This window comes from Aquamicrobium segne, assembly GCF_042656785.1.
In the GTDB taxonomy this organism is placed as follows: Bacteria; Pseudomonadota; Alphaproteobacteria; order Rhizobiales; family Rhizobiaceae; genus Mesorhizobium; species Mesorhizobium segne.
Genome location: NZ_JBHSLL010000039.1, coordinates 14432 through 25829, shown reverse-complemented (window position 1 = coordinate 25829; position 11398 = coordinate 14432). Strand labels below are relative to the sequence as shown.

The 11398-nt window shown below is 57.1% G+C and carries 13 protein-coding genes; 8 read left to right on the top strand and 5 right to left on the bottom strand.

Going from position 1 to position 11398, the window contains the following annotated elements:
- Position 1: 1 nt before the first annotated feature.
- Genes nosZ through ACFPLB_RS11700 form a run of 6 tightly spaced genes read left to right on the top strand, consistent with a single transcriptional unit; the run spans position 2 to position 6473 of the window.
- Positions 2-1960 (top strand): TAT-dependent nitrous-oxide reductase, encoded by a 1959-nt coding sequence (gene nosZ / locus ACFPLB_RS11725; protein WP_378229796.1) that lies wholly within the window; start codon positions 2-4, stop codon positions 1958-1960.
- Positions 1960-3294 (top strand): nitrous oxide reductase family maturation protein NosD, encoded by a 1335-nt coding sequence (locus ACFPLB_RS11720; protein WP_378229795.1) that lies wholly within the window; start codon positions 1960-1962, stop codon positions 3292-3294. Before nosZ ends, ACFPLB_RS11720 begins: the two co-directional genes overlap by 1 nt.
- Complete coding sequence (locus tag ACFPLB_RS11715) at positions 3260-4159, top strand: ABC transporter ATP-binding protein (RefSeq protein WP_378229793.1); 900 nt, start codon at positions 3260-3262, stop codon at positions 4157-4159. Before ACFPLB_RS11720 ends, ACFPLB_RS11715 begins: the two co-directional genes overlap by 35 nt.
- Positions 4156-4977, top strand: coding sequence for an ABC transporter permease (locus ACFPLB_RS11710; RefSeq protein WP_378229791.1), 822 nt, complete (start codon positions 4156-4158; stop codon positions 4975-4977). The genes ACFPLB_RS11715 and ACFPLB_RS11710 overlap by 4 nt, the downstream gene beginning before the upstream one ends.
- Positions 4974-5549: a nitrous oxide reductase accessory protein NosL gene (locus tag ACFPLB_RS11705; protein ID WP_378229789.1), complete on the top strand. Its 576-nt coding sequence runs from the start codon at positions 4974-4976 to the stop codon at positions 5547-5549. The genes ACFPLB_RS11710 and ACFPLB_RS11705 overlap by 4 nt, the downstream gene beginning before the upstream one ends.
- A 3-nt stretch (positions 5550-5552) precedes the next feature.
- Positions 5553-6473, top strand: a complete 921-nt coding sequence (locus tag ACFPLB_RS11700; protein ID WP_378229787.1) for an FAD:protein FMN transferase — start codon at positions 5553-5555, stop codon at positions 6471-6473.
- A 6-nt stretch (positions 6474-6479) separates the two neighbouring features.
- Here ACFPLB_RS11700 and ACFPLB_RS11695 read toward each other — a convergent pair whose 3' ends face one another.
- Genes ACFPLB_RS11695 through ACFPLB_RS11680 form a run of 4 tightly spaced genes read right to left on the bottom strand, consistent with a single transcriptional unit; the run spans position 6480 to position 9242 of the window.
- Positions 6480-6845 carry a helix-turn-helix domain-containing protein gene (locus ACFPLB_RS11695; RefSeq protein ID WP_378229785.1) on the bottom strand — a complete coding sequence of 122 codons (366 nt, stop codon included), beginning with the start codon at positions 6843-6845 and terminating at the stop codon, positions 6480-6482.
- Positions 6846-6870: 25 nt separating this feature from the next.
- Entirely contained in the window at positions 6871-7401 is a 531-nt protein-coding gene (locus ACFPLB_RS11690) for a Smr/MutS family protein (RefSeq protein WP_378229783.1), read from the bottom strand.
- Between the two features lie 4 nt (positions 7402-7405).
- On the bottom strand, positions 7406-8521 hold the full coding sequence (gene mltA / locus ACFPLB_RS11685; RefSeq protein WP_378229781.1) for a murein transglycosylase A: 1116 nt from the start codon (positions 8519-8521) through the stop codon (positions 7406-7408).
- A gap of 22 nt (positions 8522-8543) precedes the next feature.
- Positions 8544-9242, bottom strand: a complete 699-nt coding sequence (locus tag ACFPLB_RS11680; RefSeq protein WP_378229779.1) for a Tim44/TimA family putative adaptor protein — start codon at positions 9240-9242, stop codon at positions 8544-8546.
- Between the two features lie 187 nt (positions 9243-9429).
- Here ACFPLB_RS11680 and ACFPLB_RS11675 point away from each other — a divergent pair, with 187 nt between their 5' ends.
- Both ACFPLB_RS11675 and secB read left to right on the top strand, forming a co-directional pair.
- Complete coding sequence (locus ACFPLB_RS11675; protein ID WP_378229777.1) at positions 9430-9930, top strand: FxsA family protein; 501 nt, start codon at positions 9430-9432, stop codon at positions 9928-9930.
- Between the two features lie 134 nt (positions 9931-10064).
- Positions 10065-10571: a protein-export chaperone SecB gene (gene secB, locus ACFPLB_RS11670; RefSeq protein WP_378229775.1), complete on the top strand. Its 507-nt coding sequence runs from the start codon at positions 10065-10067 to the stop codon at positions 10569-10571.
- A gap of 66 nt (positions 10572-10637) precedes the next feature.
- On the opposite strand, the gene hutC is transcribed toward secB, so the two are convergent.
- Positions 10638-11324 carry a histidine utilization repressor gene (gene hutC, locus ACFPLB_RS11665; protein WP_378229997.1) on the bottom strand — a complete coding sequence of 229 codons (687 nt, stop codon included), beginning with the start codon at positions 11322-11324 and terminating at the stop codon, positions 10638-10640.
- Between the last annotated feature and the right edge of the window lie 74 nt (positions 11325-11398).

Here is an 11398-nt window from a genome sequence, read left to right as displayed (position 1 = left end):
TATGGAATCGACTGGTAAAAAAGGGGTCAGCCGGCGTACCCTGCTTGGAGCAACCGCAGGGGGTGCTGCCGTTGCCGGAGCTTTTGGCGGGCGGCTGGCGCTTGGAACTCCCGCACTTGGCCTTGGTCTGGCCGGAACGGCCACGGCTTTAAGCAGCGGCACCGCATTGGCTGCCGGAGCGGATGGCTCGGTTGGCCCGGGCCAGCTTGATGATTATTACGGCTTCTGGTCTTCAGGCCAGACCGGCGAAATGCGCATCATGGGTGTGCCCTCCATGCGCGAATTGATGCGCGTTCCAGTATTCAACCGCTGCTCGGCCACCGGCTGGGGACAGACCAATGAGTCGATCCGCGTCCATCAGCGCACCATGAGCGAAAAGACAAAAAAGCAGCTGGCTGCCAATGGCAAGCAGATCCATGACAATGGTGACCTACACCACGTCCATATGTCCTTCACCGAAGGCAAATATGACGGTCGCTATCTGTATATGAATGACAAGGCCAACACGCGGGTGGCGCGGGTACGCTGCGATGTCATGAAGACCGATGCGATCCTTGAAATCCCCAACGCCAAGGGCATCCATGGCATGCGCCCGCAAAAATGGCCGCGCACCAACTATGTCTTCTGTAATGGCGAGGATGAGGCGCCGCTCATTAATGACGGCTCAACCATGGAAGACGTTTCGACCTATGTGAATATTTTCACAGCCGTCGATGCCGACAAGTGGGATGTCGCCTGGCAGATTCAGGTGTCGGGCAATCTCGACAATTGCGACGCTGACTATGAAGGCAAATGGGCGTTTTCGACCAGCTACAACTCTGAAATGGGCATGACGCTGGAAGAGATGACCGAGGCCGAAATGGACCATGTGGTTGTCTTCAACATTGCGGAGATCGAAAAGGCCATCGCCGCCGGCCAGTATGAGGAGATCAATGGCGTCAAGGTTCTGGACGGGCGCAAAGAGGCCAACTCCCTCTTTACCCGCTATATCCCGATCGCCAACAATCCCCATGGCTGCAACATGGCGCCCGACAAGAAGCATCTGTGCATTGCCGGCAAGCTTTCGCCCACCGTCACCGTGCTCGATGTCACCAAGTTCGACGCAATCTTTTATGACAATGCCGAACCGCGCAGCGCCGTGGTGGCAGAGCCGCAGCTTGGCCTTGGACCACTGCACACCGCCTTTGACGGGCGCGGCAATGCCTATACGTCACTGTTCCTCGACAGCCAGGTGGTGAAGTGGAACATTGAAGACGCCATCCGCGCCTATGCAGGTGAAAATATCGATCCGATCAAGGACAAGATCGATGTTCACTATCAGCCCGGCCATTTGAAGACGGTGATGGGCGAGACACTGGATGCAACCAATGACTGGCTGGTGTGTCTATGTAAGTTCTCAAAGGACCGCTTCCTCAATGTGGGACCGCTCAAGCCCGAGAACGACCAGTTGATCGACATTTCCGGCGACAAGATGGTGCTGGTGCATGATGGCCCGACATTTGCCGAGCCGCATGATGCAATTGCCGTGCATCCCTCGATCATGTCCAACATCAAGTCTGTCTGGGACCGCAACGACCCCATGTGGGCCGAAACGCGGGCACAGGCCGAGAAGGATGGCGTCGATATTGACGAATGGGCCGAGGAAGTGGTGCGCGACGGCAACAAGGTGCGCGTCTACATGACCTCGGTTGCACCGGCCTTCAGCCTTGAGAGCTTTACCGTGAACGAAGGCGATGAAGTAACGATTATCGTCACCAATCTTGATGAGATCGACGATTTGACCCACGGCTTTACCATGGGCAATCACGGTGTGGCGATGGAGGTCGGACCGCAGCAGACCGCATCGGTCACCTTCGTGGCGGCAACCCCCGGCGTCTACTGGTATTATTGCCAGTGGTTCTGCCATGCGCTCCATATGGAGATGCGCGGGCGTATGTTCGTCAAGCCGAAGAACGCCTGATGATGAAGCGTCTGGCTGTTCTTTTTCTGGGCCTGCTCTTTGCTGCACCTTCAGGTGCCGCAGAGCGCGAGGTTATGCCCGGAGCAGGCAGCCTTGCACGGGCCATCGCCGGGTCTGCCCCCGGCGATGTGCTCAAACTGGTTGACGGGGTCTATCAAGGCCCCGTCACCGTCGACCGCTCCCTGACCATTACCGGCCCGCGCGGGGCAATTGTGGAAGGAAACGGCAAAGGCAGTGTCATGACGCTGGCCGCACCCGACATCACCCTTTCAGGCTTTACAGTGACCGGATCAGGCCATGTGAATGCCGATCTCGATGCCGGTGTCAAAATCCTCAAAGGCGCAGATCGCACGCTGGTGGAGAATCTGCTGGTCACCGGCAATATGCACGGGATCGACGTGCATGGCGGGCGTGATTCCCAGGTTTTGAATAATGAGATCATCGGCACACAGCACACCCATATGAATGAGCGCGGCAATGGCATCTATGTCTGGAACAGTCCCGGCACACTGCTTGAAGGCAATCTGATCCGCTATGGGCGCGATGGCATTTTCTCCAATGCCAGTTCCAACAGCATCTATCGCAACAATCTGATGCGTGACCTGCGCTTTGCCGTGCATTTCATGTACACCCGCAATACGGAAGTTTCGCAAAACATCTCGATCGGCAACCATCTGGGCTTTGCCATCATGTTTTCCGACCGCAGCAAAATCCTGCACAATCAAAGTCTGGGCGACCGTGAACACGGGCTCATGCTCAACTATGCCAATAATGCCGATGTGAGCGGCAATCTGGTGCGCGGCGGCACGAAGAAATGCCTGTTCATCTATAATGCGCACAAGAACCTGATCTGGGACAACCGCTTTGAAGGCTGCGGCATCGGCATCCATTTCACCGCAGGTTCCGAGCGCAATGTGCTGACCGGCAATGCCTTCATGGGCAATCGCGAACAGGTCAAATATGTCGGTACCCGCCATATGGAATGGAGCCATGAAGGGCGCGGCAATTTCTGGTCGGACCATCCGGCCTATGATTTGAATGGCGATGGCCTTGCCGACAGTTTTTATCGCCCCAATGATTTGATGGACCAGATTTTATGGTCACAACCTGCTGCCGCCCTGTTGATCGGCTCGCCCGCCGTGCAACTGGTGCGCTGGAGCCAGCAGAGCTTTCCCGCAACCCTGCCCGGTGGCGTGCGTGATTCCGCCCCCCTGATGCAGCCGCTGACAATTGCGGTGGATCAGGAGGTGCAGGGTTTTGAAGACAAAGTCCGCGGACGGTGGACCCAAGGAAATAGTAATGACTTCGACCCTGAAAATTTCCTCGCTCACTAAGCGTTTTGATGCGCTTGAAGCGTTGAAAAATGTTTCGCTGACGCTGGAGGGCGGCAAACGTGTCGCCTTGCTTGGCCATAATGGCGCGGGCAAATCGACGATGATGAAAATCATCCTCGGGCTGATCCCCTTCGACAGCGGTGAGGTCAAGGTCTGCGGCCTGACCCCGGGTTCGGCGCAGGCACGGGCGCAAGTGGCTTATCTGCCCGAAAATGTGTCGTTTCATCCGGCCCAGACCGGAGAAGAGCAGATTCGCTATTATCTGTCCTTGCGCGGTCAGAACCCGAAACTTGCCATGGAACTTTTAGAGCGTGTCGGCCTTGGCCATGCAGCGCGAAGGCGCATTGGCGGCTATTCCAAGGGCATGCGTCAGCGTGTCGGCCTTGCCCAGACCCTGATCGGCAAACCCCGCCTGCTGGTGCTGGATGAGCCGACCTCCGGCCTTGATCCCATCTCCCGGCGTGATTTTTACGACCTTCTGGACGGGCTGGCGGCAGATGGGGCTTCTGTCTTGTTGTCGTCTCACGCCTTGACCGAGGTTGAAGCCCGCACCGACAAGATCCTGATCCTGTCCAAGGGCAGAATGGTGGCCGAAGGCACTCTGGCTGAATTGCGCGCGCAGGCGGATTTGCCCATTACGCTGCTCATCACCCCGGCCAATAATGGGTCAGAAATCTTGAGCACAAGTTTTCCGCAAGCCATTCGCAGCGATGATGGCCGCTTCCGGCTGACTTGCGAGCAGGCAGATAAACTTTCGCTGCTGTCACGCATAACCGCCCTTGGCGACAAGATCACCGATCTTGATGTCATCCCGCCAAGTCTTGAAGACATGTATTCGCATTTCAGCCGGAGGGACGGGCAATGAAGCGTATCCTTGCCACCGCCCTTTGTGAATTTCGCGTGGCGTTCAGAAATCGCTGGGTGGCTATTGCCACCGCCATGATGACGCTGTTTGCGCTGGTGCTGGCAGCAGCAGGCGCAGCCCCCACCGGCGATGTCGGCGTTGACCGGCTATCGGTGATTGTCGCCTCGCTGACCTCGCTGTCGGTCTATCTGGTGCCCCTGCTGGCATTGCTGGTCAGCTTTGACGCCGTGGCAGGCGAGGTCGAGCGCGGCACCTTGCCGCTTTTGCTGACCTATCCGGTCTCACGCCTGCAAATCCTGCTTGGCAAGCTTTTGGCCCATATCGCCATCCTTTCTCTGGCCATCGGGCTGGGCTATGGTGTTGCCGCCATTGCCGCCATCCTGGTTGACCCCGGCGCACTGGCCGGGCTTGCCTCGCTATGGCGGCTGATCTGGTCATCCGTGTTGCTGGGCGCCACCTTTTTGGGCGCTGGCTATGCACTGTCTGCACTGACACGGCGCACATCGAGTGCTGCGGGACTGGCTGTCGGCCTGTGGCTGGCGATTGTCGTTTTATATGATCTGGCGCTGCTCGCCCTGATTGTCTCGGATGCGGGCGGCCCATTGACCACGCAAATCCTGCCCGTCGCACTTTTGTCCAATCCGGCTGATGCGTTCCGCATTTTCAACCTGTCGGCAGCGCTGGCTGTTTCAGCCGCTGGCGGCATTGGCGGGGCAGCAGATGCCATTCCGCTCTGGCAATCGGCCACTTCAATCCTGTTATGGCCCATTGCTGCATTGCTGCTTGCCTGGGCCGCTTTCAAAAAGGTGACGCCATGAGATTTCGGTTACGCCTGATCCTGCTTGCCCTTGTGGTCGCCTTGAGCGCCTGCAAGGAGGAAATAACCCAGAATATTGACCCGCAGGACATGACGACTGAGACACTTGGCCATTATTGCCAGATGAATCTGCTTGAACATCCCGGTCCCAAGGGGCAGGTGCATATGAAAAACATGCCCGCACCGCTGTTTTTCAGTCAGGTGCGTGACGCCATTGCCTATGCGCGCGCCCCTGAACAGATCGCCCCGATCCTTGCCATTTATGTCAATGACATGGGCGACCCTGCCGCCACATGGGACGCTCCCGGCGATGGCAACTGGATTGACGCCAACAAGGCTTTCTATGTCGTCGGCTCGCTCCGCGAAGGCGGCATGGGAGCCCCTGAAACCGTGCCCTTTTCATCAAGGACAGATGCCGAAGCTTTTGCCAGGGCCGAAGGCGGAGAAGTGTTGCAACTGGCAGACATCACCGACGACATGGTGCTCACACCAGTGGAGCATGAATCAGACATTGATGATGACGATGATTTTCAGGGTCGCCTGCGCGCCTTGCCCAATTCGATTGGAGGCTGAACCATGCTGACACGCCGCCGTATGATCGCCATTTCCGCCGCCATGGCCGCTTCAACCCTTGCCGGGGCAGCGCGGGCAGGCTCTGGCCACCAGATCTGGACCGGGCAGGCGCTGGGGGCACGCGCCTCCATCCGGCTTGATCACCCACAGGCAGACAAAATTGCCGCCCGTGTTCTGGCCGAAATCGAGCGGCTGGAAAACATCTTGAGCCTCTACCGGGAAAACAGTGCGTTAAGCCGTTTAAACCGGGATGGAGAACTAAAAACCCCGCCCTTTGAATTGCTGGAATGCCTTTCCATTGCCAGCACGGTTCACAAGGCCAGCAAGGGCCGTTTTGACCCGACCGTGCAGCCGCTCTGGGCCTTGTGGGCACAGGCTGTAACGGCAGGCAAAAACCCCACACAGGCAGAAATTGCGCAGACACGGCGCAAAATCGGCTGGCAAAAAATCCGGTTCAGCCCGCAAGCCATCATCATGGAGCCGGGCATGGCGCTGACGCTCAACGGCATCGGTCAGGGCTATGTTGCAGACCGTGTGGTGGGCCTGCTGGAACATGAAGGGCTCAACGATATTCTGGTCGATACGGGCGAGTTTCGCGCATTGGGCGGTCGTCCCCAAGGCGGAGACTGGCCGATGCGGCTGGAAAGCGGTGAACGGCTTGGCCTGCGCCAGCGGGCGCTGGCAACGTCAGCCCCGCTTGGCACGACTTTTGATCAGGATGGCAAGCAAGGCCACATCCTGAACCCCGAAACGGGTTTGCCAATTGCGGCAGTCTGGCAGTCAGTGTCGATTTCAGCACCTTCCGCCGCCCTTGCCGATGCGCTTTCCACCGCCGCATGTTTAATGCCTGACCAGGAGGCAATCACCCGCATGATCGGACAGTTTTCCGATGTTTCCTGTGAGGCTGCCGCTGCCACAGTATGAGTTTTTTTATCTGTCCTTCACGGCCTTGCGGATACGCAGAATAAGGGTCTGGATTTCGGCCTCATCCAGACGCCCGATTGTTCTGGCCAGAAGATTGGCCAGTTCCGTGGCCGCCGGTGACAGGCCTGCCGTATCAACCCGGACAGTAGGGTGAGACGCCTCGGCGATCTGCTGAAATTCCTCCGCTTCATCCCAGATAATGTTGAAATAACCAATGATCTTCTGAATCAGCGACCAGTTCGGCACACCGCGCCGGCCATGCTCCAGTGCAGATAAATAAGCGGGGCTAACACCGATTGCCTCAGCCATGTCTTTCTGACTGACGCCTCGCTCGCGCCGCAACTGCCGAATTTTTTCGCCAAGCGGTGTCATTCAGGCTTCTCTTGCTACGAATGGTCTAACGTATTTTTCGCAAGCGCACATAAAGTGCGCCCGAACCGCCATGATGGCGCGCTGCCTGTTCATGGCTGGAAACGAACATACGAAAAGCAGGCGTTGCCAGCCAGCCGGGAACCGAGCGGCGCAACACGCCATCCCCGCCCGACGAAGATCCCTTGCCCGTAATGATCAGCACATAGCGCACACCAGACGCATGGGCGCGGCTGATAAACGAAAACAGCAGCGAATAGGCTTCTGCCTGTGTCATGCCATGCAAATCCACCCGCGCTTCAATGGCAAGCCGGCCTTTGGCCAGCTTGTTGAGCGTCGGGCGGTCAAGGCTGCGCGGCGCCGCCAAAGGCTTTGCCTGCGGTTGCGTGGCAGGCAAAGCCTGCACTGAAGGAGATATTTTGGGGGCTGGTGGCGACGAAGGCTCAACCAGTTCCACCACAGGTGCAGCGCGCCCTTTCAGCGGAACAGCCGAGCGCGCCACCAGATTCCATAGAATCCGATCCTCATCGCTCAGCGTTTTTTGCGATCGCCGTGTCATTCTTTTACACCTGTCTGCCCGACAGATGCTCCACAAGCGCGCGTGGCACAAGAGCATAAAAATCGGCAGGATGGCGCACCACACCGGCAGTTTCACCCGCCCACCGGCCTGAACCGGCAAACAGATCGCCACGCGCCGCCCCTAAAATAGCCGATCCGGTCTCTTGTGCAATCATCAGCCGCCGAAACGGTTTTTCTTCAAAAGCCATCAGTTTTGGCGCGTCGATATAAAAAGGCGTGCCAAATGTATGCAGCAACCGATCCACCGCAACAGAGCGGCCCGGCGTCAGCGGCACTTTGGCCGCAGCAATCGGCCCCAGTGCCGGATTGTCAACCGGCGCTTCCCGAAAAAAGATGTAGGAGCGGTTTTGCCACAAAATCTCATCCACACGCTGTGGATTTTGTAAAAACCATGCGCGAATCGACTGCATGGTGACCTGTTCCAGAGGAATTTCCCTCAAACCAGCCAGAATGCCGCCGGGTCCGGTAAAGCGCTGGCCGGATTTGGCCGCATAGCTGACCCGCAGGCTGCGCCCATCAACCATGTTGAGCCGGGCAGCCCCTTGCACATGAATGAAAAACGCATCCACCTTGTCCGCCAGCCAGGCAATTTCAAGCCCCCTGCCCGCCAGTGCACCGCGCTCAATGGCTTGCCGGTCATGATACTCCACCAGCCCGGACAAGGTTTGACGGGCAAAGGCCAGATAGGGGTCCATGCCAGCCGGGCGGTTGGCATCGTCAATGTCAACAAGATCATGCGGGCGCATCAGCAACGGCACGGTAAAATGCGGTGTGCGAACCGGAGAGGCTTCAACTTCCGGCTCATAAAAGCCGGTAACAAAACCCTGGCCGCCCTGCTCCGGCTTGACATAAACAGGGGTAAAATGGCGCTCGAAAAAGCTGCGCGCCTCTTCCTGATCTGAGGCTAAAGCCGTTCTTGCCGCTTCATAAGCACTGGCAAAAGCCTCAAACCGGATGCCAAGAGCGCCGGTTTTATAAGGCTTGACCATGACATGATGGGCCGAGCGCTGAAAAGCTGCAAAAGCAGCAAGATGATCGTCCAGTTCCCACCCCGGCAAAGCCTCAAAACAGCTCGGCTCAAAAAACGGAGCGAAAGACATGCGATGAAACCGGTCGCAACGATCAGTCTTCAACCTCGGTGGCGACCAGCTTCCAGTTCGGATCACGCGAGCGTGCATCACGGGCAAAGGTCCACACATCCTTGACCTCGGCGACCGTTTCAGGATCGCCATCAATAATGGCCCCGTCCCTGTCAAGGGTGGCCGAAATCAGTTCCGAGACGACACGCAATGTAATCTGGGCCTCGCTGCCCTTCATTTCGGCGGACACGATATCGGCCTTGTCAATACCGACAAAAGAGGACTGGACCTTTTCACCACGGGCCTCGCGCTCGGAGATTGCCGCACTGAAACCATCATAAACCTCACGTGACAAAAGGTTTTTCAATGCCTTGCGATCACCATCGGCATAGGCCAGCACAATCATCTCATAAGCCATGCGCGCACCTTCGACAAAGCTCTTGGGGTCAAAGCCCGCATCCACATCCTTGATGGCGCGCAGGCCCTTGTTTAACTCGCTTTCCGGCTTTGCGAAGGCGTCAATGGCAGCATAGGCATCTGGAACCGCTTCCCCGCGCTTGCGCGGCAGCGTCACCACATTGTCACCATCACTTCCATTTGGCTTTTCCTGCTTGCGGGCAGAATAGGGGTCAAAAGGCGGGCGTTCATTGCCCGTGCGGCGGCCAAGCACATTGCGCAGCTGAAAAAAGATCACCACCGCCGCAATCATGAAGAAAATCGTGCCGAAGTCGAAGAATTCCATGCCCGCGCCAATAGTCCCTGTTTCGGTTACGTCGAAAGCGCAACACCTTGTCTGGCCTCGCTCTATAAAAACATATAGAACGCGCAACTCAATCATTCAAATTAAAGGCAGACATACCTATCTGTAAGGGCCAGTGCCAGAGACAAATGAACTCTGTCGCATAAACAACCAACAAACGGCTACAAATTTGCGCATTTCCTTTCTTCCCCTGTTTTTTCTCGTACTTCCGCTTCTGGAAATTGCCGGCTTTGTCATTGTCGGGCAGGAAATCGGCGCATTGGCGACAATCGGCCTGGTGATTTTATCGAGTGTTGCCGGGGTCGCACTGCTTCGCCATCAAGGCACCGGCACGGTAAACAGGGTGCGTGCAACTATTGAGGCCGGTGAAGATCCCAGCCGCCAGATGGCCAGCAGCGCCATGAGCGTCATCGCTGCCATTTTGCTCATTCTTCCAGGCTTTATCACCTCAACCATCGGCCTGTTGATTCTGCTGCCGCCTGTGCGCGCCCTGTTCTGGAAACTGTTGGGCCACCACGTTATCGTCACCAGCCCGTTTGGCGCATCCGGGCCACGGCATGGGAAGGACAGCCATACGATCGACCTCGACAGCGAGGATTTTTCCAGAAATACCCCGCCGGGCGGACAACCCGATAAAAACTCACCCTGGCGGCATATTTCCGACGATTGAGCCTTGCAGGTTTGAAAGCAATAGGACAGCGCCGTCAAAAACTTGTCTTGAGCATCCTGGCGTGATAGCCAAATTGCGAATCCATCCGGGGCCGGACGCTCCAAAAAAACGCTCCAAGAACAGGAACAAGGCTTATGGCCAACGCGAATGACAAAAAAGCTGCCGGAAACGGTAATGGCAATGACAGTGCTGCCCAGCAGCCGACGCTGAATGTGCTGGCGCAATATGTGAAGGATCTTTCCTTTGAAAGCCCCGGCGCTCCCAATTCACTGCGGGCTCGCGAAAAAGCTCCCGGCATTGCCATCAATGTCAATGTCAACGCCAATCCGCTTTCGGAAAATCAGTTCGACGTCAACCTGTCCCTGACGGCCAAGGCCACGGTCGATGATGATGTGCTGTTTAATGTCGAACTCGTCTATGGCGGCGTGTTCAACATTGCCGGTTTTGCGCAAGAACATATGCTGCCGGTGCTGTTCATCGAATGCCCGCGTCTGTTGTTTCCCTTTGCTCGCCAGATCGTGGCCGACGCCACCCGCAATGGCGGCTTCCCACCCTTGATGCTCGACCCGATTGATTTTGCACAGATGTTCCAGCAGAAGCTGGCGGCAGATCAGGCCGCTGCCAAGGTTCAGGTCAGCTGATTACAAATAATCCAAATGCAAAAAACCCGGCCTTGCGCTGGGTTTTTTTATTCATGTAGTCCCAGATCATGTCGCCGGGGCAAAACGCGCTACCAGCATATGGCTGTCGCCCGGATAGGTCAGGCGCACAAAAGTCACCGGCCCGGCATGGCTCCAAGTGCGCCGTTCAACCACCAGACAGGCCGATCCCTTCGGCTGATTGAGCAGGCGGGCGATCTCGGCTGTGGCTGACATGGCCTGAATACGGTTTTCAGCAGCACTCCACGGCACTTGTGCAATCAGCCAGCCACCTGGCGGTTCGACTGTAAAATCCGCCTCTATAGCTTCAGGCACGACACCGGCATTGATGCGGCGCTCCTCCACGCAGAAAGATTTTCCACCCGCATGATGCAGCGCCAGCAATTCAATCATCGGCGTTGCCTGCGTCAATTCCAGCAGACGGCGATCCTCAGTATTGGAAGGCCGCTTTTTTTCCGAGACAAGCCTGTAGCCATAAGGCTGGCCAAGCGACTTCACCTCGGTTTCGATATCATGCAATTCCAGCACCGCCGACTGGGCGCGTGGCCGGGTGACAAAACTGCCTGCCTTGCGGTGGCGCTCGATCAGCCCTGCCTTGGCAAGCTGGGTCATCACCTTGTTGACGGTCATGCGCGAGCAGCCATAATGCTGCGCCAGATCAACCTCAAACGGCAGCCGAAAGCCCGGCGGCCATTCACCGGACATAATGCGCCCTTCAATCTCGCTCAGGATCATCTGATGAAGGGTTGTGTCCTTGCTGTCTGCTTTTGCCACGCTGCTCTTACTTTTGAATATGTCGCACGCCTTCC